Here is a 26,162-nt window from a genome sequence, read left to right as displayed (position 1 = left end):
GCGCGGTTTCTCTATTAAAACAATTTATTTTAATGTTAATACGATTGGACAATGGTCACTTCCTAGAATACTAGCATGTACTTCTGCATCTTCAATGTTCTCTTGCAAACGATCTGAGACGATAAAGTAATCGATCCGCCAACCAATATTACGTTCTCTTACTTTATTCATATAAGACCACCATGTATAAGTATCTGTTTGTGTTGGATATAAATAACGGAAAGTATCTGTAAATCCTGAACCTAACAAAGTTGTCATTCTGCCACGTTCTTCTTCTGTAAAGCCAGAATTGCCGATATTGGCCTTTGCATTTTTTATATCTATTTCTTCATGTGCAACATTCAAATCACCACAATAAATAACGGGCTTTACTTCGTCTAAGGATAGCAGATATGTTCTCAACTCATCCTCCCATTCAATTCGATAATCAAGACGCGCTAAGTCACGTTTAGAATTTGGTGTATACACATTTACTAAATAGAAATCTTCATACTCTAATGTAATGATACGCCCCTCTTCTTGTTTTGATTGGTCACCTACACCATATTTAACGGACAGTGGCGTATGTTTTGTAAAAATAGCTGTACCTGAATAACCTTTGCGCTCTGCATAATTCCAATATTGCTCATAGCCGGGTAAATTTAATTCAACTTGTCCACCTTGGCATTTTGATTCTTGAATACTGAAAAAATCCGCATCAACTTCATTAAAATAATCTAAAAAGCCCTTTTTCAAGCACGCTCGAATTCCATTGACATTCCAAGATACAAATTTCATAGTGAGCTCCCCTTTAAATATAAATACGCCTTCCGCATGTAATACGAAAGGCGTTATCTGTAGTTTTTAGTTTAATAAAATTTACAATGATCAGTTTTTAGAAGGTTCTTCACCAACGATTTTTACTTCTAATTCTAAATCAACATCAAATTTCTCTTTCACAGTGGCTTGCACCATTTTAATTGTGTTGATGTAATCAGTAGCTGTTGCGCCACCTTTATTTACGATAAAGCCAGCATGCTTCGTAGAAACCTCTGCACCACCTACACCTTTACCTTGTAGCTCACTGTCTTGAATCAATTTACCAGCAAAGTAACCTGGAGGGCGTTTAAAAACACTTCCTGCTGAAGGATATTCAAGCGGTTGTTTCGATTCACGCAAAAATGTTAACTCAGCAATTTTTGCATCAATTTCCAGTTGATTGCCTCGTTGTAATTCAAATTCAGAAGATAATACGTAGTAGCCTTTTTTAGAGATAATACTTTTACGATAGCTTAGGTCAAGTTGTTCTTTGTTTAAAACTAATTTTTCGCCTGTTGATGTTAGTACAGTTGATTGTAAAATAACATCGTTTATTTCCCCGCCGTATGCACCTGCATTCATAGCCATTGCGCCACCAATAGATCCAGGAATACCACATGAGAATTCTAAACCTGTTAAAGTTGCCTCTGCCGCTGCTATTGATACGTCTTTAAGCAATGCACCTGCTTGTGCATAAACAGTTGTGCCATCAATGCTGATTGCATCCAATTTCGAAAAGTTCAGGACAATTCCTCTAACTCCTCCATCACGTACAACCATATTAGAGCCATTCCCTAAAAGCAAAATCGGAATATCATTGTTATTCGCATATTTTACGATTGCTACTGCTTCTTCTTCAGTAGAAGGCATGACAAAAACATCGGCGCTACCGCCTAACTTTGTCATCGTGTATTGATCTAGTGGTTCATCTATTTTAATGTTTGCTGGATTTACTATAGTAGATAATTTTGCTGCCCATTGTTGTTTCATTATTGAAAGACCTTTCCTTTCTAAACTTCTATTCCTTCATAGTATGAATAGACAATGGCATTTTTTCAAGTGATTTTCACTTAAAGCCATTTTTTAGACCAATTTTCAATTTCATCAATTGCAACTTTTAAACCTTTTCCTTTTTCTGTCAAAGTATATTCTACTCGAACGGGTACTTCAGTATACACATGGCGCTCAACTAGACCTTCTTTTTCAAGTTCTTTTAGACGTTCAGATAACAGTCGCCCACTAATTGGCATCGACGACTCAATTTCATTAAAGCGCTGCGGTCCATCTAATAATTGATATAAAATTAAGCCCATCCAGCGTTTACCTATCAAATCCATAGATTTTGCTAAACGAGGGCATAATGCTGATTCCTTCATTTGTTTCACCTCTATATATGCTATTGTAGCGGGATTATTTTAAAAAGTAAACTTTCGGTAACTTATTTACTTGACGTAAGTAATTTATTATTTTATAGTTAGTTACGAAAAGTAAGTGAAAAACATTAATTGAGAGGAGGAACTACTTTGACTTTCAAATTAGATCCCAAAATGACATTAGGATATGTACATTTACGCGTACAATCTCTCGAAAAACAAAAAGAATTTTATCAAATGTTAGGATTCCATATTATTAAGGAATCTACTTCAGAAGTTATATTTGGTGCAGGTAGTACTGAACCGATTCTAATATTAACTACTGCGCAAGATGTTGTGCAAAGACCAGCACGTACTACAGGTCTTTTTCACTTCGCTATATTAGTCCCAAGCCGCGAGGATTTAGCTCATGTTATCGGAAATTTATTAGAAATTGGTGCTCCTATTTCTGGAGCAGGTGACCACCTTTATTCTGAAGCGTTCTATCTAAGTGACCCCGAAGGCAACGGAATTGAAATATACCGCGATTTACCAAGAAGTGAGTGGCTGATTGAACCAAACGGCCAAGTGAACACAGCTACTGAACCAATCGATTTCAAAGGTATCATGGCTTTATACAAATCGGAGCGTACATGGACGGGGTTCCCAGAAGGTACAACTTTAGGCCATATGCACTTAAACGTTTCGAACCTAAGCGATGCAACAAGCCGCTTCTATTTAGAGGCTCTAGGATTAGATTTAATGACTAACTTTATGGATTCAGCTTTCTTTATGTCTGCTGGTGGTTATCATCACCACATTGCAACAAATATTTGGCAAGGTGTAGGTGCTCCACTCCCACCAAAAAATGCCACTGGGTTAATGAGCTACTCTCTTAAGCTGTCTTCAAAAATTGAATTAAACAAACTGAAAGAAAATTTACAAACCTTCAATCTTTCATTCTCTGAAAATGAGGGGAAAATAATTGTAAAAGACTTAAATAATAGTGACATGATTTTCTATGCATAAGCATATAATTCATCTGTAACATTAAAATATCTCAAATTAAAAACTCTTGATTTCGAGATAATATTGTATTATGATAAATGTACTAAATAACAAACACTTTTTGGGAGGAATTTTAAAATGACAAAATATAACGTAGACCAAGCTCACTCTAATTTAGGTTTCCAAGTAAAACACATGATGATTTCAAAAGTTAAAGGTAACTTCGGTTCTTTCACTGCAGATATCGATGCAAATCCAGAAGATTTAACTGGTGCATCAATTAAATTCGTAATTGATGTAGCGAGTGTAAATTCAAACAATGAAGATCGTGATAACCACTTAAAGTCAGCTGAATTCTTTGATGTCGAACAGTTCCCTAAAATGACTTTCGTTGCAACAAACATTACATCTACTGGTGACGGCGAATACGAAATTACTGGTGATTTCACAATTAAGGATGTAACGAAACCTGTAACTTTTGAAGCTGAATACGGTGGTAAAGGTACTAACCCATGGGGTCAAGAAGTTGTAGGTTTTGAAGCGGAAACTAAAATTAACCGTAAAGACTTCGGTTTAACTTGGAACGCAGCACTTGAAACTGGTGGCGTACTAGTTGGCGATGATATCAAAATTAATATCGAACTTGAAGCAAACCCTGCTTAATTCAATATAAAACCCATAACAGATTTGCTATTAGCAGCAAGCCTAACCAGTCACCAAAGTGTGACTGGTTATTTTGTTGTATCTGCTTTAAAGCAAAGTATAATTGTGACTTCCTTATAGATAAGAGTGAATATGGAATAACAAGAAGACCTGTAAATAACTTATTTATGTCTTCAGCAAGAGAGGCTATTAAAGTAGCCTATATCTTCAATGCCTACCAGTATGGGTTACCATCATTTTTTTGAAACTATTCTAATGGTACTTCCGTAAATGCTATTATATAGAGATTATGGGGGTGCTGATTATGTCAGATGGAATGTTCGTTGATGATATATCTTTTTTTGTGGGTACTGGATTATTCGGGGTATTTTTTGTTATTATTTTCCTTATTGTTGTTAGTGCATTTATATTTGTTATTGTAAAAGGAATTTCTCAGTGGTCTAAAAATAATGCTTCTCCTATCTTAACTGTGCCCGCAGAGGTTGTTACAAAGCGTTCAAAAACGTCTGGTGGCAGTGGAGATACTTCAGCTAGCACTACGTATTATACGACCTTCGAGGTACAAAGTGGCGACCGAATTGAGTTGCCTGTAAGCGGACGTGAATACGGTATGCTCGTTGAGGGAGACCTTGGTTTACTAACATTTCAAGGTACTCGTTATAAAGGTTTCGAACGCAATGGAAAAGAGGGAAGCACCATTTAATGGGCCTCCCTCTTTCTTTATAAATAACCTAACTAATATTAGGCATTCACTATTATTATAAAATTAAGCGTGAACAGCTGATAATGATTTTGCTGCTGCTTTAACGCGTTCCATACCTTCAGCAATAATTGCTTCTGCTTTGTCTGGCATTGCGTTATGGCCTTCGATTACTACTTCTTCAACTGACATACCGAATACGCCGCCAAATACATTACGCATATAGTTTACAGCCATTTCCATCGGTGCTGTTTCTGGAGTTGAATAAATACCACCACGAGCGCTTAAAAGAATAGCTTTTTTCTCTGGCATTAAGTTAATCATGTTACCTTCTGCATCATATTTGAAAGCAAAACCTGCTTGGAATACGTAATCAACGAAAGTTTGTAATTTAGCTGGAATTGTTAAGTTCCATAATGGGAATGCAAATACTACTACGTCAGCAGCAGTTAAAGCGTCCATTGCTTTTTGTTTTGCAGCAAGAAGGCGACCTTCTAAATCTGTAAGTTCTTCACCATTTTGTACTTTACCAAATGCATTGAATAAATCTTGTCCGAAGTATGGTAGATCTTCAGCGAATACATCAAATGTAGTCACGTTTAAATCTTGTGCACCTTTTACTTCCTCCATGAATACTTCATACATTTTACTAGAAACACCTTCAGTAGAAGGACGGTTATTTGCTTTAACAACTAATACGTTTGTCAATTTAATCTCTCACTCTCTTAGTTAAAATAGTTTTCTAAAAAACATCTCAAATTCAAGATAATTTTATTTTATAAAATAACAGATACACTGTCAATGTATCTGCTCTCATACTTTTGACTGAAGATTAAAGTTCACACTTGCCATCATCACAAATGCCTGTACCTTCTACACCCATCATTTTAAGTGTCGGTTGAATTCCCTCTTCAGCTGCCACTTTACGAATTGTCTCTTCGAATAATTCTTGTGGTTGAGCACCCGAAATTGCATATTTGCGATTTAATACAAAGAATGGGACACCTCTAACACCTATTTGTGAAGCCTCTTGAATATCAGCCAATACCTCTGATGCATAATTATCTGAGTTTAGTACATCTAGTACTCTCTCACGATTTAAACCGACTTCTACTGCCAACTCTACTAATACTTCAGTTAAGCCAAGTTGTTTTGCTTCAATAAAGTGCGCACGTAGTAAACTCTCCGTCATTTCAGCAGCTTTACCTTCTGCTTCGGCGTATTTTGCTAAACGATGTGATTTGAAAGTATTAGCAGGTTTCATATTTTCAAAATCAAAATCTAACCCAACTTCTTTTGCACGACCTGCAACACCAACTGTTTGGGCCTTTGCCGCTTCAATTGTAGATCCGAATTTTTTAGCAAGGGCTTCGTACATGGATAAATCCGAAGTAGCTGGAGTGTTTGGATCTAACTGATAACTCTTGAATATTACTTCCGTTTGTTCACTGAATCCCGTATCTTGCAAAGCTTTTTCTAATTGTTTTTTACCGATATAACAAAATGGACATACATAGTCTGACCAAATTTCAATTTTCATCAATGCTCACCTCTTGCAAACATTGTATATGTGAACATATGAAACAGCAATTTATCTGCTTATACATAATTTCTCAAATACTCCACATGCTAAAAAAAATGTACTTGGAGGCATCTTATGGCATCTTCAATTTGGCTAGATAAACAGGCACCTTTTGCAAGACCTTCACTCGAACAATCAATCGAAACGGACATCTGTATTATCGGTGGTGGTATTTCTGGCATACTCGCTGCTTACTTACTCTCAAAAGTTGGTAGGAAGGTTACCTTATTAGAAGGCAATACTTTATTTTCAGGTACTACCGGCCATTCAACTGGGAAGGTAACTGCACAACAAGGTCTATTATATAGCCAACTTATTACTAAATTTGGTATGGAAGCAGCTCAACAGTATTATGAGCTCAACCAGCAAGCTGTGGAACTATCATTTAATTTAGCAGAACCCGATTGTGTGCATCATGCAGATTCCTTTTTATATACACAGAAAGCTGACGGTAAAAAAGACTTAGAAGATGAATGGAAGGCTTACCAAACTCTTGGTATTCCTGGAGAATGGAACGCCGATTGCGAAATTCCATATGACATTACCGCTTCCTTAAAAATGCCAAAACAAGCTCAAATCCATCCAGTACGTTTTGGACGGACTATCGCAGATAAGGCAATCCAATCAGGAGCTGAGATTTACGAGCATTCACGCGTGCAGAAGGTCAATATTTTAAAGCCTTGTGTTGAACTAGAGAATGGTCATACAGTTTGTTATAAAGAGCTAATCTTATGCTCCCATTATCCACTAGAAGCTATTATTGGTATGCAAATTTTTAAACTGGAAGTCACTCGTTCTTATATCGTGACTTTTGAAGCAAGCGAATTGTATAAAGGTCAGTATTTATCTATCGATAAACCTGGTCGCTCTATTCGAACAACATTAATCGATGACAAACCTTTTATATTATTAGCTGGGGATAGCCACCCTGCAGGTACTATTTCCAATACCTCCATGTATTATGAAGCGTTGCAATTAGAGGCTAAAGATAAATTTGCAGCTAGCAACTGCAACTATCACTGGTCAGCGCAAGATCCTGAAACAGTAGATTTAATTCCTTATGTTGGGCAGATTAGTTCCCGTTTACCGAATATTTGGATGGCTTCTGGTTTCAGAAAATGGGGGTTAGCTAATTCAATTGTGGCCGCACAACTGCTCCGAGATGGTATTGTTGGAAAACAGAATGTCGGACTCTCTCTTTATTCTCCAAAGCATACTAAATTCGGAGATGCTGTTTTACAAGCTTTAAAGCTAGGCGGAAAAGTAACGAAGGATTTTGTAGGAGGTCATGTCACTCGTCGTGCTATGCCTCGTTGTACTCATTTAGGTTGTAAAACTAGATGGAATGAAGCAGATGAAACATGGGACTGTCCTTGTCATGGCTCACGTTTTTCAAAGGATGGTGCAGTACTTGAGGGGCCTGCAGTATATCCACTTGACCTAAGTGGATTATAAGTGTAATTTTCAACAATAAAAAACCGCCTATTCCAATTGAAATAGGCAGTTCTTTCACTAATGAGGATTATTTTAATGCGTCAGTTAATGCTGGGACAATTTGTTTTTTACGAGAAACTACACCTTTTAATAGCGCACGATTATTATCTGCAACAACGTTAAATGCTGCATAAGCTTTTTCAGCTTGTGCACCTATTGCAACAGCAACAGAATCATTGTTTATGATATCCGTTACGACGAAGAAGAATAGGTCTAGACCTTTTTCTGCAACAGTGTTGTTTAATAAAACTTCTAAATCAGCTTGGCGATCTAAAACGTCATTTACATCAACAGCATTTACTTGAGCGATAACAACTTTGTGGGCTCCCATGCTGAATTCTTTTGCATCTAGAGAAAGTAAATCTTCTAGTGATTTATCACTTAAATCAGCGCCTGCTTTTAACATTGCAAGCCCATACTCAGCAGCGTCAACAGATGCAATTGCAGCTAACTCATTTGCTGCTTTCACATCTTGCTCAGTGCATGTTGGCGATTTGAATAATAATGTATCCGAGATGATAGCAGATAACATAAGACCTGCATAGTTAGCTGGAATCTCAACTTCATTTTCTTTGAAAATTTTATTTAGAATTGTTGCTGTACAACCGACTGGTTCCGCGCGGTAGTACAATGGATCTGCTGTTTCAAAGTTAGCAATACGGTGATGATCAATAACTTCCATTACTTGAACTTCAGTAATATCATCAGCACTTTGTTGACGTTCGTTATGATCAACTAGGATTACTTGAGCAGCTTCTCCTGCAACTTTTTCCACATAACGTGGTGCTTCAAATCCGAATTTTTCTAAAGCGTAAGCTGTTTCGTTATTCAGTTCGCCAAGGCGAATAGCTTCAGCATCAATGCCTAGTTGTTTTTTTAAATATGCATATACTAACGCAGATGTGATTGTATCAGTATCTGGGTTTTTGTGTCCGAATACAAGTACTTTACTCATTTAAATTTTGCCTCCTAGATTTCAATAATTTCCGAATATATCTTATCATAAATAGCACTGAAAAAGAACGTCAGCGCTCTGATGATAAATGTTCAATCCTTATTATGGGCCTAATTAAAAGTATATAATTCCTGTATTCTATTTTATTAAGTTAATTTTACAAAACCACATCATCTGCTCCAATATCCCTTTAGGTCAACATAGTCTTTTTTATCCATAAGAATAAATAATAATCATATAAATCATGTAATTAGGCTTAATACTATGTTACTATTTCTAATATAATATATACATATAATAAAGAGGGGTAATAATGGAAAATAAGATTGAAAAGAAATACATACCACTAGCTGAATATTTCAGCTCCGCAAAAGACGATAAAATTCAACTTACCTTTACAGAAATCGAAACAATTATGGGACATTCATTACCTAACTCCTCGTATTTAAATAAGAGTTGGTGGAAAAAAACTAAACCTCCCTTAAAACACTATCTAGCTTGGATAGAACAAGGATACAATGTAACCACAGTACAACCTGGTTATCATGTGACATTTGAAAAACCTTCAAATAACAGTAATGATGAATTGGATAGTTTAAATAAAGCTAAAAATACTTTTATCACTCGCTCTATTGAAACGGATGATGCCCGTGATTTAGCCAAATTATTGTCTACGTTAGATGCAGAGACAGATTTTATGCTTTATGGTATAAACGAACGCGACCCATCTGTTCAAAGTGTACGCAAAAAAATTACTAACTTACGCAAAGACAATTCTAGCTCGATTCTAGTAGCAGTTGTTGAAGGGCAAATTGGAGGCATGATTTCTATTTCTGGTAATAAAGCTCAACGTGCTAAACACCGTGTATCGATTTACCTCGGTGTCAAACAGAAATTTACTAACCGAGGCATAGGCACAACACTTATAAAAGAGGCTGAAAAATGGGCACTGTCAAATAGCGTTAAAAGAATTGAATTAAGTGTTAGTAAATCTAATACTATCGCAATAAATATGTTTAACAAATTTGGATTTGGAATAGACGGAGAGCGTCAACAATCATTGAAAATAAACGATGACTATGAAGATGAGCTTTATATGAGTAAATTATTAATAATATAAACAAAAAACTATGCAAATTTTGCATAGTTTTTTGTTTATCGATAAACTTTTTGACTTACAGTAAGTTGATCCATTAATTTTACGTTAGGTTCATAGCCAATTCCAAAACTTTTTGGCACTGAAATGTAGCCATTTTCAACATGTACTTCAGGAGAAATAATATCTTGGTCCCAATAATGACTAGAGCCTGCAGTATCACCTGGCAATACAAAATTATCTAGCGTCGTAAGTGCGACATTATGCGCTCGACCAATACCAGATTCTAACATACCGCCACACCAGACTTTAATATTATGTTGCTGGCATAAATCATGGATTCGTTTTGCCTCAGTTAAACCACCTACACGACCAAACTTGATGTTGATGATTCCACAACTTTCAAGTTCAATCGCTGTACGTGCATCCTCATAAGAACAAATACTTTCATCTAAACAAATTGGCGTTTTTAAATGCTTTTGTAGCTTTGCATGATCGATAATGTCATCTGATGCAAGAGGCTGCTCAATCATCAGTAAATTGTACTCATCTAGTTTTTTAAGCAACTCTATATCATCTAAAGTATAGGCCGAATTGGCGTCTACCATTAGCGGTACTTCTGGAAACTTTGCTCGGATTGCCTGAACGACATCAATGTCCTTGCCTGGTTTAATCTTAACCTTCATACGTTTATAGCCGGCTGAAATATAATTTTCTATGCACTGTAACAGCTGATCAATTGTCGGCTGAATTCCAATACTTATACCCACTTCAATTTTCTCTTTCGCTCCACCTAATGCATTCGAAAGTGACTGTTTTGTATTCTTTGCATATAGATCCCATACCGCACATTCAAGAGTCGCTTTTGCCATCTTATTTTGACGGATTACTTTGAACATATCACTTATTTCATCTGGATGCTGAATATCTTTATTAAGCACTAGTGGAATAAGGAAATCTTCAAGCATATGCCAACTCGTCTTAACTGTCTCCTCTGTATACCAAGGGATTTCGAAAGCAACCCCTTCCCCCCAACCAGACATTCCACTATCATCTTTAGCTTCTAATATTAAAAACTGCTTATCTTGCACTGTACCGAAGCTTGTTGCAAATGGTGATTTCATTCGCATACTTAGTTGCCGAATTTTAATTTCTGTTATCTTCACACTACCGCACCTTCCACTACCGAATCTAGATTAACGTTTTAATAAAACATACGCTAATATACTATTTTCAGCAAGAGAGGGCTTCCTTTTCTGCATGTGCAAATGCACCTAATACTGTTCGTGCCAAAATTTCTACTCCAACAATCAACTGAGCCTTATTAAAAGTCATTTGCGGATGATGTAAACCTGGAGTTAATCCGCAACCAAGCCCTAACATTGCTGCCTTTACATTTGCCCTTTTAACCGTATAAAAATGAAAATCCTCACCACCTGGTGTAATAACAGGGGGACGCAAATACTCTTCACCTACTGATTCAATAATTGCTTGCTCAATTATATCCTTTGCTTCGTCATCTACTTCAGCTGCTGCAACCCTAACTTGTTCTTGTAAATCTATTGACACTTCATATAACGATTCAATTGCTCTTATGGTACGCTCTATGCCATCATGCAACTGCTCGATTCCTTCATTCGTTTGAGCACGAACATCAATCGTGAAATAGGCTTTCGCCGGAATTATATTCCCTGATTCTCCACCCGCTTGAAATTTCGTTACTTTTACCGAAAATGGAATCATTGTATCTATATGAATCGTTTTTAGTGCTTCGATTAAGCTTGCTCCAATTTCAATGGCATTTTTACCTAAATGGGGTCTTGCAGCATGTGATTCCACTCCGTTAATTTGCCCACTTAATAGTCTGGATGCACCATGATATAGCGCTGGACAAAATGTGCCATCACGTAGCTCCTGCACCGGCCGGACATGTACTCCAAATAAATAATCCATATCGTCGACCAATCCACGATCAACAAAGGACAACGCTCCCTGTCCTTTTTCCTCAGCAGGTTGGAATAATACCCGAATGGTTCCTCGCCACGTTCTTTTCAAGCGCTTTAATAATAGTAAAACACCAATCACCATTGTCATATGCGCATCATGTCCACAAGAGTGATGCGCCTGATATTCCCCATCAATTTCTTGCCATAAGGCATCGATATCAGTTCTTAGCCCTACAACCGGTCTACCCTCACCGATTTCCACATATAAACCAGTACTATCTGCAAACGTATGCACCTCGTACCCTTCTTGTTCTAATATTCCTTTAATATAATCTGTAGTCCGCCTTTCTTTCCAGCTAATTTCAGGATTTTCATGCAGATACTTAAAAACACTTTTCAATTGTGGTTCAAGTAATGTTAACTGCTCCTTCATCATAAGCGTCTCCTATCTATTTATTTTTGAAAATATATTTTTATACTTAGCTTTTCCTAACATAATTTTTTCTCTCTTATAGGTATATATATGTAACATGCCATTTTGATATCGTGAACAATGTTTATAATTCATCAAAAAAACCCGTTTAATTAAAAAACGGGTTTAGTATTTCTTACATTAGATTTAGTTTTTTTGCTTCAAATATAAGCTCGTCCTTAAATTTTGGATGAGCAATTTCGATTAGCGCCTTCGCCCTCGCTGATATCGATTTGCCTTTTAGCTCGGCTACACCATACTCAGTTACTACCTTATCTACTTCATTTTTGGAGGTTGTTACGACTGAGCCGCTTGTTAATAAAACTTTTATTCTCGATATCGTATCGTTTTTCGTAGTCGAATGCATGCATATAAATCCACGACCATTTTCCGCAAAATTTGCTCCACGTGCAAAATCAAATTGCCCACCAGTGGAAGAATAATACTTGCCTGCAACTGTTTCAGAGGCGCATTGACCATATATGTCCACTTCCGTTGTGGCATTGATAGAAACGATATTATCCTCTTTGGCAATTAAGCGCGGATCGTTCGTCACATCAACTGTTTGGAATTCAACAATCGGATTATTATGCAGGAATTCATATAACTTATCCGTCCCTAACGCAAAAGTACCGACGATTTTCCCCTTATTCGTTTTCTTCTGAGACCCATCGACTACACCTTTCTCCACTAAACCAACTACCCCGTCCGTTATCAGTTCCGTATGAATACCTAAATGGCGATGATCATTTAGTAAACTAATAACTGCATTTGGAATCGACCCTATCCCAGCTTGCAATGTATCACCGTTTTTAATATATTCTGCAACATATTCTGCAATTCGTATGTCTTTTTCTTCGATTACTGGTTCCGGATTTTTCACAAGCGGTGTATGATGCTCAATAAAGCCTTCTATTTGGCTAATATGTATTAAATTTTGGCCAAACGTTCTTGGCATATGCTCATTTACTTCCAAGAAAAAGGGAGCATTACCTATAAAACATGCAGCATAATCGGCTTGTGTTCCAAGAGTAAAATATCCGTGCTCATCCATTGGTGAAGCAACTGCCATTACAAGAGATGCTTTCGTATAATCCTTCATAATACGTGGTACTTCATGAAAATAATTTGGCATTAATTCACAATGCCCATTATGATAAGCCTTACGTGTAGCACCACTCAAAAAGTATGAGACATGTGATAAGTGCCCTTTATAAGCTCCGTCTATATATTTACGTGGATGCATCGTTAACATCTGATGAATACGCACATCTTTTAAGTATTCTGCGTTCTCTTCCAAAACATCCAATAGCTTTACTGGTTCTCCATTCGATATTGGTATAATAATATCTGCTCCGTCCTCAATATATGCGAGGACATCTTGAGGATTTTTTAACTTCGCTTTGTAATGCCCTTGAAAAATATTTACCATACAACAACCTTCTCCATTTCTACATTAAGCATGCATTTCTCTTAAAAATATTACCTTTACTTTAGCGTAACATAATCTTCGTATTTTTCACGGCTTTTTTATCATACAAAAAGAAAGGGAAATCATATGATTCCCTTTCTCTGAAATACTATTCTCCACTAAAACTATTAACAATATTCTTAGAGTTATCCACATTCTTTTAAAAAAACAGTGAAAAAGCCTATTAATTAACCAAAGAGGACTAAATTAATATCAATAAAAATCTTTTTTATCCACTATACACATTTTTATCCCCACTATACACAAAATGCTATCAAAAAAGCAGTTCACCTTTGAAAAGGGAACTGCTACATGTGTATAACTATTATTTAAACGCTTGGGCTGCATGTATAGCCTTTTTCCAGCCTTTATATAAATCTTCACGTCTATCTTCTTCCATATTCGGACTGAATTGCGTATCTAAATTCCAGTATTTCGAAATCTCATCGCGATCCTTCCAGAATCCAACTGCCAATCCAGCTAAATACGCTGCACCGAGTGCTGTAGTTTCATTAATTGATGGACGCTCTACTGGAACATCAAGTAAATCTGCTTGGAATTGCATTAACAAATTATTCATGACAGCTCCGCCATCCACTCGTAATGTTTTTAACGAGATTCCTGAATCTGCTTCCATAGCACCCAGCACATCTTTTGTTTGATACGCTAATGACTCAAGTGTTGCGCGTATGAAATGCTCTTTTTCTGTACCACGTGTTAAACCGAATACAGCACCACGTACGTCACTATCCCAATATGGTGTACCCAACCCAACGAATGCTGGAACAACATATACACCATCAGTCGAGTCAACCTTTTCTGCATAGCGCTCACTTTCTTTTGAATCATGGAACATCCGTAAACCATCACGTAACCATTGAATAGCTGAGCCTGCTACGAAAATACTACCCTCTAATGCATACTCTACTTTACCGTCTATTCCCCAAGCAATTGTTGTTAACAAACCGTTATCGGATTTAACAGCCTTTTCACCTGTGTTCATAAGCATAAAGCAACCTGTGCCATAAGTATTTTTCACCATACCACTTTCAAAACAAGCTTGGCCGAATAAAGCAGCTTGTTGGTCACCCGCAATACCAGCAATAGGTACTTCTTGACCAAAAAAGTGATTTCCATCCGTTAAACCATACACTTCAGATGAAGGCCGAACTTCTGGCAGCATTGATGCTGGGACTCCCAAAATCTCTAATAGCTCTTCATCCCATTCCAAGTCGTAAATATTATACATTAATGTTCTAGAAGCATTCGAATAGTCGGTTACATGTACTTTCCCATCGGTAAGTTTCCAGATCAGCCATGTATCAATCGTACCGAATAATAAATCACCATTCTCAGCTTTTTCTCTTGCCCCTTCAACATTATCTAATATCCATTTCACTTTTGTGCCTGAGAAGTATGCATCAATAAGTAATCCCGTTTTATCTCTAAATAAATCATTATAACCTTTCTCTTTCAACTCTTCACAAATGCCTGCTGTTTGGCGTGATTGCCATACAATAGCATTATGCACTGGTACTCCCGTATTTTTATCCCAAACAACTGTTGTTTCACGTTGATTGGTGATACCAATCCCTTGTACTTGATCTGCATGGACATTTTTCTCTGAAAGGACACCAGCTATGACAGATGAAATTGAGCTCCAAATTTGCTCTGCATTATGCTCTACCCATCCTGATTGTGGGAAATATTGCGGAAATTCCTGTTGAGCACTATTAAAAATATTGCCTTCTTCGTCAAATAAAATTGCACGTGAGCTTGTAGTACCTTGGTCTAATGCCAGAATATACTTTTTTGTCATATGATGACCTCCAGAATTTAATTTATTATTCTATCTTACAACTTTATTCACTGTAAATTGTGCTCCTACGAAAATTGCCAGCACGATTACTCCAACTATCCAAAATGTGATACTATTTTCTCCTTCAAAAACTTGCTTATAAAATAATGCTCCAAATAATCCACCAATAATCGGACCGACTACCGGTACCCATGAATAACTCCAGTTGGAATCTCTTTTCCCTGGAATCGGTAGGAAGAAATGTGCTATACGAGGCCCTAAATCACGTGCTGGATTAATAGCATACCCGGTTGGGCCACCAAGTGCCATACCAATTACGATAATTAAAGCACCTACTATTAAGGGATTTAAGCCATCTGTAATATTATTTGTGCCTATAGCTAAAATACCAAGAACTAAGATAAATGTGCCAATCATTTCCGTTGTTAAATTTGATAACGGATGATTATATGCTGGCGCTGTACAAAATACACTTAGTTTAGCATCCGGATCTTCAGTTGGTTTCCAATGTGCTAAATAAGTTAAGTAGACTAAAATAGCCCCGATAATCGCTCCAATCATTTGAGCAAGTATGAACATTGGAACATCTGCCCACTCAAACTTTCCAATCGTTGCTAATGCAATTGTTAATGCAGGATTTAAATGTGCACCACTTATCCCTCCAACTGCAAATGCAGCCATAGCTACTGCAAGACCCCAAGCAACTGTAATAACAATCCAGCCACCATCTTTTCCTTTAGAACCTTTCAAAGAAACAGCCGCAACCACGCCGCCCCCGAACAATATCAAAATCATTGTCCCTACCATCTCAGCCATAAAAGTTGACATATCGTACTCCTCCTTCTTAATAACGATATAATGAAAGCGTAAACAATAAAATATATTCTCATAGAATGCAAGTTATGCTTATTCAATAATAATATGTTTCAAGGTTTGCTATGTAAAAAAATATGCTTAAAAAGTATTATATTGATTTGCGAATAAAAAGACCCTTCAAATAACTCGATTATCTGAAAGGTCATCTAGTTGCGCTATTTACTCGCTAATTGCATTCTTCAACATTTGTTTACGTTCTATTTTCTTAACTAAAAAAATACTGATCTCATATAGCAAAATCAACGGTATTAAAACTAATAAATGACTAACAAAATCCGGTGGCGTAGTCATTGATGCAAAAACAGCCATAAATACATATGCCCATTTTCGAATCGCTTTCATTATATCCGCTGTAAGTAAACCAATTGAAGATAAAAATAGAGCGACAATCGGCAACTCAAATAAAATGCCAACGGGTACAGTTGTCATTATTAAGAAATGCATATACTCACTCGCCGATACCATAACATCAAAATTCGCCTGACCGATACTGATTAGAAATTTATAGCTAAGTGGGTTAACTACAAAAAAACCAAAAGAAATGCCAAGTAAAAATAGGAACAACATGACTGGAGAATACATCCCTAGAAAACGACTCTCATTTTCCTTTAATCCCGGTTTTATAAAACTCCATAAGAAATGCATTAAAAAAGGTAAGGCTAACCCAAGAGCCATAGTACTAGAGATTGACATATAAAACTTCACAACCTCTAACGGTCCTAAAATAACAAGTGAATTTCCTTTCGTAATAAAAGGAAACCACCAGTTAACTGTTGCAAATACAACAAAAAAGAAAAAGAGAAAAACCGCTAATCCTTTAATTAGCTGCTTACGTAAATCTGCTAAATGATCAAATAATGATTTAACCACATCTTTGACTACCCATTCAGTAGCAGATGAATCAGTAGAGGGTAATGTTGAAGCAACGACAGTTTCTTGTTCCTTGTCTGCTAATGCCTTTTTTATTGTTGTCTCTGGCTCATAAGGTTCTTTGTCTAAAGGGCTCAATATTTTTTTATTGTTATTTTCATAAGGATCCATAGGCTAAATACTTACCTAAATCTCTTTTTTCTTTTCAGGTGGTGTTTCATCGTCGTCATCCATTAATCCCTTGGTAGACTTCTTGAATTCTGCAAAAGTTTTCCCGACTGCCGAGCCGATTTCTGGCAATTTTTTTGGACCAAAGACAATGAGAACAATAACTAAAATAATGATTAAACCTGGTATGCCGATTGCTGATGGACTAAACATATTGCCTTCCTCCTTTATTAAACGAGCGAGCCGCCCTTTTTACTGTATTTGATAATACCTTCAGCACAGCGATAGGATAAAGCACCAACTGTCCCAGTAGGATTGTAGCCACTATTATTCGAGAAATTCCCAGCACCTACCACGAATAAATTATCAACATTCCAATGTTGTAAGTAGTTGTTCACAACACCTTCCTCTGGTGTTAAACTCATAACGGTTCCACCAGTATTATGAGTCGATTGATAAGGGACAATATTATATTGGTCAAGATCTGAATTGACTACAACTGTTTTCGCGCCCATCTCTTTTAAAATATCTCCACATTTTTTCGAAATATGTTTGTGTAATGCTTTGTCTTGATCTGTAAAGTTATACGTCATTTGTAATAATGGGACACCATAAGAATCTTTATACACATTATCTAACGATAAATAGTTCTCTTTATGAGGCATTGATGCACCTTGACCACCAACGCCTAATGAGCGGGTAAAATTTTCAATAGATTGCTTTTTAAACTCTGCTCCCCAAGTTGGGGTATCAGGTAAAATAGGATTTGTACCAATTGGTCTCGTGCCCGTTTGCGTTAAAGCGACATTAGCACCATGAATGAATTTTAAATCTGAGTGATCAAAATTATCACCATTTAAATCATCAAAACACATACCTAAAGCACCTGCACCCATAAATGTATTATATTGTTCATCAAAAAAGCCTGAAGCACCAGGTAAAATTTGATAGCAATAATTCCGACCTAATGTTCCTTTTCCTGTTGTCGGGTCATACATTTCACCGATATTCGATACCATAAGTAATTTTGCATTATTCATGACATAGCTTGTTAGCACTACTACATCAGCTGGCTGAATAAATTCTTCACCTGATATTGTATCTAGATATTTAACACCTGTTGCTTTATTGCCCTTTTTTATAACCTCTACAACATTGGCATGAAATCGGGGTTCGAAGTTCCCTGTTTTAGTCGCTGTTGGAACAACAGTAATTTCTGGTGATGTTTTTGCCCCGTATTCACAGCCAAAACGTTCACAGAAGCCACAATATTGACAGGCATTTATTTGTTCACCATCGGGGTTTTTGTATGGTTCCGACAAATTAGCAGACGGCATCATATATGGGCTATAACCTAATTTCCCACTTGCCTTCTCAAATTTTTTTAAAAGGGGCGTTGTTTTCATCGCAGGTGTAGGATATGGATTTGATCTCTTACCGCCATGCTTATTTTTACCATCACCTGAAATACCAGTTGTTTTCTCAAATGTATCAAAATACGGCTCAAGTTCATCGTAAGTTAAACCCCAATCTTGAATTAAATAATCGGTACTTAACTTATTCTTACCATATTTTTTTTCAGTCATTGTTTTTATTTGAAAATCATAGGGTAAAAAGCGGAATGTTTGTCCATTCCAGTGCGTTCCTGATCCTCCTAAACCTTCTCCTAACAAGAAGGATCCTAATTGACGCATTGGTAATGCCTTCATTTTCCGATTATTACGGAATGTTATCGTCTCACGCGATAAATCTTGCATCAAATCATAACGTATAGCATATCGATATTCGTCATGAATTTGCTGATAATCCGATGTACCCCGTTTCTGTCCACGTTCAAGCCCTACTACTTTTAGACCGGCTTTTGCACATTCTGCAGCAATAATTCCTCCGGTCCAACCAACCCCTACCGTTACAACATCTACTTTTGGTAAAGTCTTAACCATTACTATCCACCTCCATACTAGATAGATCCTAAAGACTTAGGTTCATATTTTTTAAACTCATCTTTTTCAATTTCACTGATATATGCCATTTGATGGCCTGGGAAACCTTTCATTTTCCAACCTTCCAGATTACGATTGCCTCCGTACATTGGATCAGCATATGCGCCATTAAGCGTTGCTGAACGAAGAAGTGAGAAGAAAAGTCCTGATGTCGTACCTGACATCTTCACCTCATCTTTTTGGAAAGCTGTTAATATTTCATCCATTTGCTTGTCCGTAATATCTGAAAAACCCTTTTTAAAACGCTTCTTACTCTCCTTCTCTAGAGCCATAACACCTTGAGTGAAGATTTCAGCACGAGTAAGACGGCTTTGATAACCTTGTGTCGGCGCCCCTTCAGCAAATGGTCCTTGCATGTACTCTTTAGAATTACTACCATAATTCCCTGCTAACTGGCGATCTATAAAGTACGGTACACCCAAATCAATAGCACCTGCCCCTAGATTATCTTTTGGAAAAATACGTTCAGTGGCATTTGATAAGACTTGGAAATCGGTCTGACTCATAAAGAACATTCGGGCCGGAACGCCAGAATGCTCATTATGTCCCGTTGTATTATTGGCATTTTTAGATGGCTTAGACTTTTTATTGGTGTTGTAGCCAATCAAACCGCCAATTATCCCACCACCGACTAATGTGCCTGTAGCAATACCCGTGGTTTTCAAAAAATCACGTCTCGATAAGTCTTTCCCTTCTTGACTCATATAGACAATCCTCCTTAACAAAAGTCGTGATAGCGGCTATTTACCTCAATGAGTAAACTGATTGTTCTAAAATTATAAGTTATGTTTAAATTGAAAATTCCGGTGTTTTACTCAAAAAAATAAAAAAGCAGCCTCATTTGAGACTACTTTTCCCTTTTTTACAATTTCCCAACCATTTTTTTAACTGGGACGGAGAAGAAAATATAATACTGTTTACATTAGAGTGGATCATCCTATTCATAACCCCTGGTCTTGCATCAACAGGAAAGCGCCAAATCCATCGTAAAAACTCTGCATCAACCTTTTCAGGACACCCCTCCCCCATATCAGGCCTTGTCCTCCCGAGATATTGAATAGTACGTTTTAATACTCGATAAGTGCAAAGCTTATTAGAAAAATCGAGGAAAATAATAAGATCTGCATATTTGGCTCGCATTTCTAGTGTCGAATCGAAATTTCCATCGATAATCCAAGTAGGCTTTTCAAGTTCTAATTGTAGCCTTTCAATAAAATCTGCTTTATCAGATTTCTGCCAACCAGATTTCCAATACATAGCATCTAGATGAACGAGAGGCAATTCCCATAATTCACTTAATGCACGCGACAATGTTGATTTCCCTGCCCCTCCAGAACCAATAATCAAAACCCTTTGATTTTTCGCTGGGTATTTCACCTATCATCCCCCCTAGCTTTTTCACTATTTTATAATGAACTCTTCTAACACCTTCACTACGCTATTAACGAAGGTATTACCCACTCCCCAATCAAAGCGGAAAAAGGCACCTTCTCCACCACCAGAAGCGACTGCATGAATTTTTGTTTTACCTTCTAAATTGTCGATTGTTACTGTTAAGCTTGCACGATTACTAGTACGCATATAATACTTTTCGAGTATACAAACTACTACTTGTTGATCCCCTACAATACGTTCATATTGATCAATAAGCTTTCCAGAAAAACTGCCTTCCACAATGTTTGTTTTAATACGGTTTAATACATCATGTGGTTCAATTGATACGTAAAATTCTGTCACATCCATTGCTATCACTCCTTTTATGTATAACTCTAATACGTTAGGAATCTACTATTAGTTTCAAATAGAAAGAAAATTCACTCAATAATAAATTTAATATTTTGCTAGAATTACCTGAACATTTGGTAGCGAACAATAAGAGTAGAGGTATGTAAATGCCCCTCATTGCTGGCTTAACACTAGTCATATTATTCACCAAACCAGTTGGATATATTTTGTCTTTTAATATGTAACTATTTCAAAATGAATTGTTCTAGCCCCTTTCATTGAAGGAACCAACAAAATAAAACGATCTTCTCTCTATTATATAGTGAGAGAAGATCGTTATTAATATTATATAGGCTTATAGAAAGAAGGATAGTCCCTCATATATATTCCTACTCTAACTCTGTCTGTTTTGTCTCTGTACCTAGTGCAACGATTGCAACTACACCTATTATTATCGAAATACAGAAGATACCGAAAATCAAATTCAATTCATATCCTTTTGCTACAAGTGAACCTACAAGCAACGGTCCAAATATTCCTCCTAATCGGCCAACAGAGGCAGCCATACCAGCACCTGTACCACGAATAATAGTTGGATACTGCTCAGGCGTATAAGCATACAATGCACCCCAGGCTCCTAGATTAAAGAATGATAAGAACATTCCAGCTCCAAGTAAAAGACCAATTGTTTCAGCATTACCAAAAACAAGTGCACTTACAGCGGTCCCTAACAAATAGGTTGCTAAGACAAATTTTCTGCCTGCTCTTTCAATTAGCCAAGCAGCTGTAAAATAACCTGGTAATTGAGCTAGCGTCATTATCAGTACATATTTAAAACTTGCTATTAAACTAAAACCCTTCATAACCATAACACTAGGCAACCACAAAAACATGCCATAATAAGAAAAGACAACTGTAAACCAAACAATCCAAAGCATTAATGTACGACGGGCATATTCTTTCGACCAAACATCTTTAATATTTTGGCCGATATTACGTACAACATCCTTTTTGGCTGTAAACTGAGGCGAATCAGGTAAATGTAACCGCAAGTATATCGCATAAACTGCTGGAAGAGCCGTTAATAATAAAGCAATTCGCCAGCCGTAGTTTGGTATAACAAAATATGAAATAAGTGCTGCTAATAACCAACCGCCCGCCCAAAAGCTTTCTAATAAGACAACAATGCGTCCACGTTCATGTGATGCAACACTTTCAGAAACAAGCGTTGAAGCTACTGGCAATTCACCACCAAGACCCATACCAATGAAAAATCTTAAAATCATAAATGCTGCTAAAGTCGTCGTCAATGCCGATAAACCACTAGCAATAGAGAAAATGACAAGTGTCCATATAAATACCGATTTACGTCCAATACGATCGGCTAATATACCAAATACAAAGGCTCCAACCGCCATTCCAATTGAGTTAACACTACCAATCCAGCCCATTTCACTTGGTGATAGCATCCATTCTTTTGCTAAAGCTGCTATGACAAAAGATAAAATACCCACATCTAATGCATCAAACATCCATCCAACTCCCGCAATACCTAGAAGCTTATTACGCGATATTACTTTAGTACCTGCCTGTTGATTCGTTGTCATTATTATTCCCCCGTATGTCTTTACGCTTGAATATACATTTGACTACCCTAACTATACACATCTTTATATTTTGTGACAAGATGTAAAAGAAATTCAATTGTTCCGAAAATTTAGCAATTACCTATTGAAACATATACCCAAAATGCGTTAAAATGTCTCTTATAGAAAAACAAATGTTTTTCCAGGATGAACAAAAAGGAGAATGTTATATATGTGGAAAGGTCTTATCCATCACTATAAAGAATATCTACCTGTCTCAGAAAATACACCTGCTCTTACTTTACATGAGGGTAATACACCACTTATTCATTTAAATACACTATCAAAAGAACTAGAAATAGATCTTTATGTTAAATATGAAGGTTTAAATCCAACAGGTTCATTCAAGGACCGTGGCATGGTAATGGCAGTAGCAAAAGCCGTTGAGGCTGGAAGTAAATTTGTTATTTGTGCTTCAACAGGCAATACATCAGCTGCAGCCGCTGCATACGCAGCACGCGCTGGAATCCAAGCTATTATCGTTATCCCAAAAGGTAAAGTAGCTGCTGGTAAACTAGCACAAGCTTACATGTATGGTGCAAAAATCATCGAAATTGATGGTAACTTTGATGAAGCACTACAAATTGTTCGTGACATTAGCGAAAACACTTCAGTAACATTAGTAAACTCAGTTAATCCATATAGATTAGAAGGTCAAAAAACAGCTGCTTTTGAAATTTGCGACGGTCTAGGCAGCGCACCGGATATTCTTGCAATCCCTGTCGGAAATGCAGGTAACATTAGCGCTTATTGGAAAGGTTTTAAAGAATACAATGCAAAAAAACAAACAGGTCTACCAAAAATGTTTGGCTTTGAAGCAGAAGGTGCTGCGGCAATTGTACGTGGTGAAGTAATACCACACCCTGAAACTGTTGCTACTGCTATTCGTATCGGGAATCCAGCAAGTTGGAAACTAGCTGAAGCTGCTCGTGATGAATCCGGAGGTAAAATCGCTGCAGTTACAGATGAAGAAATTTTATATGCATACCGCTTAATCGCTTCTAAAGAAGGCGTCTTTGCAGAACCAGGCTCTGCCGCTTCTATTGCTGGTGTACTACAATCCGTTGAAAATGGTTCAATCCCTAAAGGAAGTCGTGTAGTTGCTGTATTAACAGGAAACGGATTAAAAGACCCTGATACAGCTGTAAAAGCATCTACTGTCGATATGGTTTCTTTAGCAAATGATGAAGCGGAAATCCGTACTTACATCGAGGGATTGCTATGACAACAAAGTGGTCCATATCTGTTCCGGGAAGCACCGCTAATCTTGGACCAGGATTCGACTCTATTGGACTAGCATTAGGTCTCTATTTAACACTAGACGTAACTTTACAAAATCATTGGGAGTTTGAGCATCGTTCAGAACACCTTCCTGTAAATGTTACAGTTGAAGACCATCTCGTCTATAAAGTTGCTCAAGAAACAGCTGAACGGTACAAGACTACACTTCCTTCTTGTAAAGTCGTGATGCATAGTGAACTACCTCTTGCTCGTGGACTTGGAAGTAGCGCATCTGCTATTGTGGCGGGTATTGAACTCACAAATCAAGTATGTGATTTACAACTCTCTATCGAAGAACGTTGTAAACTTGCTTCTAAAATGGAAGGGCATCCTGACAATGCAGCCGCATCTGTACATGGTGGTCTAACGATTGCTTCAACGTTGCCAAACGGTCAATTAGAATTGATTAATGCACGAGATGTTGACGCTGCATTTGCTGTTTTCATTCCAAACGTTGAATTAAAAACAGAGGAAGCTCGTAAAGTATTACCGTCAAACTATGACAAAGCATACGCTGTTCATGCAAGCGCCAATGCTAATATGTTAACTGCTTCATTACTTATAAAAGATTATGAACGTGCAGGCAAATTCATGGAGCATGATTTATTTCATGAACCATTCCGCGCAAATTTAATCCCTAATTATCATGAAATTCGTCAAACAGCACAGGATGCAGGTGCCTTTGGTACAGCCATTAGCGGTGCCGGTCCAACTGTCATCTCGTTAATCTCAAAAGATCGCGTAGATACTTTCGTTGCAAAAATGAAGCCCCTCTTCCCTTCTTATGATATTAAAGCCGTTCCAGTCGATATAAAGGGTGTTCAAGTTACAAAAGAATAATGGGAATGGAAAATGCCAAGAGCATGTGTCTCTTGGCACTTTTTCTTTGCAATAATCACCGATGTGTTAAAGTTATGATCTTTCCTAAATCAAATGAATTGACATTACCCTCCCCTGTAACTATAATGATTACATGTTAGGCGGTGACTGATATGGTGAACAGTCGTGTTTCTGTTGCTATACACATTCTTTCTTTAATCGCTACAACAAATGATTCTAACCAACTTACATCTGAATGGATTGCTAGCAGTGTTAATACTAATCCCGTCGTTATACGTCGGATTAGTAGCCAGTTAAAAAAGGCAAACTTAATAGTCTCCAATGCAGGAGTTGCTGGATATCAATTAGTCAAAGAACCGAAAGACATTACGCTACTAGACATATATAGAGCCGTACAGGCACCAGAGGAGTTATTTGCAATACACGATAACCCCAACCCAGAATGTGCTGTCGGAAAAAAAATTCAATCCACTTTAGATAACGTATTTCAATCTGTTCAGCGAGCAATGGAAGATAAATTGACAGCAGAAACGCTACAAGATGTATTAGATCAACTCTTTCACTAAGAGGCGATCTTTTTTTACAAACAACTTGTAACCGTATTAGTTACAACAAATTCTAAGGAGGCAATCATTATGAAAATTGGTATTATTGGTGCAACAGGTAAAGCAGGTAACTTCATTTTAAATGAAGCAGTATCACGTGGGCACGAGGTAACTGCAATCGTTCGCAGTGCTGCAAAAATAGTGGCCGAAAATGTTGCTGTTATAGAGAAAGATATCTTTTCATTAACAACAGAAGATGTACAAAAGTTTGACTTTATCGTCAATGCATTCGGGGCTCCAGCAGGCGCAGAACATTTACACGTAGAAGCAGGACGCAAGCTTATCGACATTCTACAAGATGCAGCGAGTACAAAACTATTTGTAGTTGGCGGAGCAGGTAGCCTTTTTGTTGATCCAGAAAAAACAGTGACAGTGATGTCTACACCAGATTTCCCTGCAATTTACTTACCAACAGCTGAAAAACAAGGCAAAAACTTAGAGGACTTGAAAGCATCATCTATCACTTGGACTTTCTTAAGTCCATCTGCTTTCTTCGATCCAGAAGGCCCACGCACTGGTCAATATATCGAAGGGATAGACCATCTATTAGTCAATACTAAAGGCGAAAGCTACGTTAGCTATGCTGACTATGCAATCGCTGTATTAGATGAACTAGAGAACCCAAAACATGTGAATGAAAGATTCACTGTAGCATCTGAAAACTAAATGGCACACTAAAAAACAGGACCCATGATGATGAACTGCCCCGTAAAAGTTAGACACCATTCTAACTTTTACGGGGGTTTTTTTATGGCAAAAGTACGAGTTGAACAACGTATTCAAGCGGTTCAA

General features: G+C 37.2%; 27 protein-coding genes. 9 read left to right on the top strand and 18 right to left on the bottom strand.

Annotated features, from left to right (window positions below; translation table 11 throughout):
• Positions 1-24: 24 nt before the first annotated feature.
• The 3 genes from ACQKM9_RS18285 to ACQKM9_RS18275 form a co-directional block, all read right to left on the bottom strand.
• Complete coding sequence (locus tag ACQKM9_RS18285) at positions 25-777, bottom strand: exodeoxyribonuclease III (RefSeq protein WP_427735819.1); 753 nt, start codon at positions 775-777, stop codon at positions 25-27.
• A gap of 90 nt (positions 778-867) precedes the next feature.
• Complete coding sequence (gene murB / locus ACQKM9_RS18280; RefSeq protein WP_427735858.1) at positions 868-1,791, bottom strand: UDP-N-acetylmuramate dehydrogenase; 924 nt, start codon at positions 1,789-1,791, stop codon at positions 868-870.
• 77 nt (positions 1,792-1,868) lie between these two features.
• Positions 1,869-2,174: a winged helix-turn-helix transcriptional regulator gene (locus ACQKM9_RS18275; protein ID WP_427735818.1), complete on the bottom strand. Its 306-nt coding sequence runs from the start codon at positions 2,172-2,174 to the stop codon at positions 1,869-1,871.
• Between the two features lie 147 nt (positions 2,175-2,321).
• On the opposite strand from ACQKM9_RS18275, the gene ACQKM9_RS18270 reads away from it, so the two are divergent.
• From ACQKM9_RS18270 to ACQKM9_RS18260, 3 genes are all read left to right on the top strand, one after another.
• Positions 2,322-3,179: a VOC family protein gene (locus ACQKM9_RS18270; protein WP_427735817.1), complete on the top strand. Its 858-nt coding sequence runs from the start codon at positions 2,322-2,324 to the stop codon at positions 3,177-3,179.
• A 117-nt stretch (positions 3,180-3,296) separates the two neighbouring features.
• The gene (locus ACQKM9_RS18265; protein ID WP_427735816.1) at positions 3,297-3,821 is read left to right on the top strand and encodes a YceI family protein; all 525 of its coding nucleotides are present in this window, start codon (positions 3,297-3,299) and stop codon (positions 3,819-3,821) included.
• 304 nt (positions 3,822-4,125) lie between these two features.
• Positions 4,126-4,524: a DUF2500 domain-containing protein gene (locus ACQKM9_RS18260; protein ID WP_427735815.1), complete on the top strand. Its 399-nt coding sequence runs from the start codon at positions 4,126-4,128 to the stop codon at positions 4,522-4,524.
• A gap of 63 nt (positions 4,525-4,587) precedes the next feature.
• Here the strand turns inward: ACQKM9_RS18260 and ACQKM9_RS18255 are convergent, their stop codons facing one another.
• Complete coding sequence (locus ACQKM9_RS18255; protein WP_427735814.1) at positions 4,588-5,229, bottom strand: FMN-dependent NADH-azoreductase; 642 nt, start codon at positions 5,227-5,229, stop codon at positions 4,588-4,590.
• A 124-nt stretch (positions 5,230-5,353) separates the two neighbouring features.
• Positions 5,354-6,061, bottom strand: a complete 708-nt coding sequence (locus tag ACQKM9_RS18250) for a DsbA family oxidoreductase (RefSeq protein ID WP_427735813.1) — start codon at positions 6,059-6,061, stop codon at positions 5,354-5,356.
• A 117-nt stretch (positions 6,062-6,178) separates the two neighbouring features.
• On the opposite strand from ACQKM9_RS18250, the gene ACQKM9_RS18245 reads away from it, so the two are divergent.
• The gene (locus tag ACQKM9_RS18245; RefSeq protein ID WP_427735812.1) at positions 6,179-7,558 is read left to right on the top strand and encodes an FAD-dependent oxidoreductase; all 1,380 of its coding nucleotides are present in this window, start codon (positions 6,179-6,181) and stop codon (positions 7,556-7,558) included.
• Between the two features lie 67 nt (positions 7,559-7,625).
• Here the strand turns inward: ACQKM9_RS18245 and ACQKM9_RS18240 are convergent, their stop codons facing one another.
• On the bottom strand, positions 7,626-8,552 hold the full coding sequence (locus ACQKM9_RS18240) for a manganese-dependent inorganic pyrophosphatase (protein WP_427735811.1): 927 nt from the start codon (positions 8,550-8,552) through the stop codon (positions 7,626-7,628).
• Between the two features lie 313 nt (positions 8,553-8,865).
• On the opposite strand from ACQKM9_RS18240, the gene ACQKM9_RS18235 reads away from it, so the two are divergent.
• A complete protein-coding gene (locus ACQKM9_RS18235; RefSeq protein ID WP_427735810.1) occupies positions 8,866-9,672 on the top strand; it encodes an N-acetyltransferase family protein in 807 nt (268 codons plus the stop codon).
• Positions 9,673-9,707: 35 nt separating this feature from the next.
• On the opposite strand, the gene menC is transcribed toward ACQKM9_RS18235, so the two are convergent.
• The 12 genes from menC to ACQKM9_RS18175 all read right to left on the bottom strand — a co-directional run bounded on the left by menC (position 9,708) and on the right by ACQKM9_RS18175 (position 22,605).
• The gene (menC, locus tag ACQKM9_RS18230; protein WP_427735809.1) at positions 9,708-10,814 is read right to left on the bottom strand and encodes an o-succinylbenzoate synthase; all 1,107 of its coding nucleotides are present in this window, start codon (positions 10,812-10,814) and stop codon (positions 9,708-9,710) included.
• Positions 10,815-10,881: 67 nt separating this feature from the next.
• Positions 10,882-12,027: a M20 peptidase aminoacylase family protein gene (locus tag ACQKM9_RS18225; RefSeq protein ID WP_427735808.1), complete on the bottom strand. Its 1,146-nt coding sequence runs from the start codon at positions 12,025-12,027 to the stop codon at positions 10,882-10,884.
• A gap of 175 nt (positions 12,028-12,202) precedes the next feature.
• Entirely contained in the window at positions 12,203-13,498 is a 1,296-nt protein-coding gene (locus ACQKM9_RS18220; protein WP_427735807.1) for an acetyl-CoA hydrolase/transferase family protein, read from the bottom strand.
• Between the two features lie 364 nt (positions 13,499-13,862).
• A complete protein-coding gene (gene glpK / locus ACQKM9_RS18215) occupies positions 13,863-15,356 on the bottom strand; it encodes a glycerol kinase GlpK (protein WP_427735806.1) in 1,494 nt (497 codons plus the stop codon).
• Positions 15,357-15,386: 30 nt separating this feature from the next.
• Complete coding sequence (locus ACQKM9_RS18210) at positions 15,387-16,184, bottom strand: MIP/aquaporin family protein (RefSeq protein ID WP_427735805.1); 798 nt, start codon at positions 16,182-16,184, stop codon at positions 15,387-15,389.
• Positions 16,185-16,391: 207 nt separating this feature from the next.
• On the bottom strand, positions 16,392-17,273 hold the full coding sequence (gene tatC, locus ACQKM9_RS18205) for a twin-arginine translocase subunit TatC (RefSeq protein WP_427735804.1): 882 nt from the start codon (positions 17,271-17,273) through the stop codon (positions 16,392-16,394).
• 15 nt (positions 17,274-17,288) lie between these two features.
• Positions 17,289-17,483 (bottom strand): twin-arginine translocase TatA/TatE family subunit, encoded by a 195-nt coding sequence (gene tatA / locus ACQKM9_RS18200; RefSeq protein ID WP_038186132.1) that lies wholly within the window; start codon positions 17,481-17,483, stop codon positions 17,289-17,291.
• Between the two features lie 17 nt (positions 17,484-17,500).
• Positions 17,501-19,213, bottom strand: coding sequence for a GMC family oxidoreductase (locus ACQKM9_RS18195; protein ID WP_427735803.1), 1,713 nt, complete (start codon positions 19,211-19,213; stop codon positions 17,501-17,503).
• A gap of 17 nt (positions 19,214-19,230) precedes the next feature.
• Positions 19,231-19,977 (bottom strand): gluconate 2-dehydrogenase subunit 3 family protein, encoded by a 747-nt coding sequence (locus ACQKM9_RS18190; RefSeq protein ID WP_427735802.1) that lies wholly within the window; start codon positions 19,975-19,977, stop codon positions 19,231-19,233.
• Between the two features lie 133 nt (positions 19,978-20,110).
• The gene (locus ACQKM9_RS18185; protein ID WP_427735801.1) at positions 20,111-20,650 is read right to left on the bottom strand and encodes an adenylate kinase; all 540 of its coding nucleotides are present in this window, start codon (positions 20,648-20,650) and stop codon (positions 20,111-20,113) included.
• A gap of 24 nt (positions 20,651-20,674) precedes the next feature.
• Positions 20,675-21,016 carry a DUF6054 family protein gene (locus tag ACQKM9_RS18180; protein WP_427735800.1) on the bottom strand — a complete coding sequence of 114 codons (342 nt, stop codon included), beginning with the start codon at positions 21,014-21,016 and terminating at the stop codon, positions 20,675-20,677.
• 371 nt (positions 21,017-21,387) lie between these two features.
• On the bottom strand, positions 21,388-22,605 hold the full coding sequence (locus tag ACQKM9_RS18175) for an MFS transporter (protein WP_427735799.1): 1,218 nt from the start codon (positions 22,603-22,605) through the stop codon (positions 21,388-21,390).
• 211 nt (positions 22,606-22,816) lie between these two features.
• Between ACQKM9_RS18175 and thrC the strand changes: the two genes are divergently transcribed.
• From thrC to ACQKM9_RS18155, 4 genes are all read left to right on the top strand, one after another.
• A complete protein-coding gene (gene thrC / locus ACQKM9_RS18170; RefSeq protein WP_427735798.1) occupies positions 22,817-23,869 on the top strand; it encodes a threonine synthase in 1,053 nt (350 codons plus the stop codon).
• Positions 23,866-24,765: a homoserine kinase gene (gene thrB, locus ACQKM9_RS18165; protein ID WP_427735797.1), complete on the top strand. Its 900-nt coding sequence runs from the start codon at positions 23,866-23,868 to the stop codon at positions 24,763-24,765. Before thrC ends, thrB begins: the two co-directional genes overlap by 4 nt.
• 152 nt (positions 24,766-24,917) lie before the next feature.
• Positions 24,918-25,331 carry an Rrf2 family transcriptional regulator gene (locus ACQKM9_RS18160; protein ID WP_427735796.1) on the top strand — a complete coding sequence of 138 codons (414 nt, stop codon included), beginning with the start codon at positions 24,918-24,920 and terminating at the stop codon, positions 25,329-25,331.
• 69 nt (positions 25,332-25,400) lie between these two features.
• On the top strand, positions 25,401-26,036 hold the full coding sequence (locus tag ACQKM9_RS18155) for an NAD(P)-dependent oxidoreductase (RefSeq protein WP_427735795.1): 636 nt from the start codon (positions 25,401-25,403) through the stop codon (positions 26,034-26,036).
• The last annotated feature ends 126 nt before the right edge of the window (positions 26,037-26,162 follow it).

Source organism: Viridibacillus sp. NPDC093762 (assembly GCF_050279675.1).
In the GTDB taxonomy this organism is placed as follows: Bacteria; Bacillota; Bacilli; order Bacillales_A; family Planococcaceae; genus Viridibacillus.
This window is presented reverse-complemented; position numbering and strand designations above follow the sequence as displayed.

Coding starts and splice junctions, on each gene's coding strand:
- ACQKM9_RS18285 (WP_427735819.1), bottom strand. CDS start 777: ATGAAATTTGTATCTTGGAATGTCAATGGAATTCGAGCGTGCTTGAAA.
- ACQKM9_RS18275 (WP_427735818.1), bottom strand. CDS start 2,174: ATGAAGGAATCAGCATTATGCCCTCGTTTAGCAAAATCTATGGATTTG.
- ACQKM9_RS18265 (WP_427735816.1), top strand. CDS start 3,297: ATGACAAAATATAACGTAGACCAAGCTCACTCTAATTTAGGTTTCCAA.
- ACQKM9_RS18260 (WP_427735815.1), top strand. CDS start 4,126: ATGTCAGATGGAATGTTCGTTGATGATATATCTTTTTTTGTGGGTACT.
- ACQKM9_RS18250 (WP_427735813.1), bottom strand. CDS start 6,061: ATGAAAATTGAAATTTGGTCAGACTATGTATGTCCATTTTGTTATATC.
- ACQKM9_RS18245 (WP_427735812.1), top strand. CDS start 6,179: ATGGCATCTTCAATTTGGCTAGATAAACAGGCACCTTTTGCAAGACCT.
- ACQKM9_RS18240 (WP_427735811.1), bottom strand. CDS start 8,552: ATGAGTAAAGTACTTGTATTCGGACACAAAAACCCAGATACTGATACA.
- ACQKM9_RS18235 (WP_427735810.1), top strand. CDS start 8,866: ATGGAAAATAAGATTGAAAAGAAATACATACCACTAGCTGAATATTTC.
- ACQKM9_RS18225 (WP_427735808.1), bottom strand. CDS start 12,027: ATGAAGGAGCAGTTAACATTACTTGAACCACAATTGAAAAGTGTTTTT.
- ACQKM9_RS18220 (WP_427735807.1), bottom strand. CDS start 13,498: ATGGTAAATATTTTTCAAGGGCATTACAAAGCGAAGTTAAAAAATCCT.
- glpK (WP_427735806.1), bottom strand. CDS start 15,356: ATGACAAAAAAGTATATTCTGGCATTAGACCAAGGTACTACAAGCTCA.
- ACQKM9_RS18210 (WP_427735805.1), bottom strand. CDS start 16,184: ATGTCAACTTTTATGGCTGAGATGGTAGGGACAATGATTTTGATATTG.
- tatC (WP_427735804.1), bottom strand. CDS start 17,273: ATGGATCCTTATGAAAATAACAATAAAAAAATATTGAGCCCTTTAGAC.
- tatA (WP_038186132.1), bottom strand. CDS start 17,483: ATGTTTAGTCCATCAGCAATCGGCATACCAGGTTTAATCATTATTTTA.
- ACQKM9_RS18195 (WP_427735803.1), bottom strand. CDS start 19,213: ATGGTTAAGACTTTACCAAAAGTAGATGTTGTAACGGTAGGGGTTGGT.
- ACQKM9_RS18190 (WP_427735802.1), bottom strand. CDS start 19,977: ATGAGTCAAGAAGGGAAAGACTTATCGAGACGTGATTTTTTGAAAACC.
- ACQKM9_RS18180 (WP_427735800.1), bottom strand. CDS start 21,016: ATGGATGTGACAGAATTTTACGTATCAATTGAACCACATGATGTATTA.
- ACQKM9_RS18175 (WP_427735799.1), bottom strand. CDS start 22,605: ATGACAACGAATCAACAGGCAGGTACTAAAGTAATATCGCGTAATAAG.
- thrC (WP_427735798.1), top strand. CDS start 22,817: ATGTGGAAAGGTCTTATCCATCACTATAAAGAATATCTACCTGTCTCA.
- thrB (WP_427735797.1), top strand. CDS start 23,866: ATGACAACAAAGTGGTCCATATCTGTTCCGGGAAGCACCGCTAATCTT.
- ACQKM9_RS18160 (WP_427735796.1), top strand. CDS start 24,918: ATGGTGAACAGTCGTGTTTCTGTTGCTATACACATTCTTTCTTTAATC.
- ACQKM9_RS18155 (WP_427735795.1), top strand. CDS start 25,401: ATGAAAATTGGTATTATTGGTGCAACAGGTAAAGCAGGTAACTTCATT.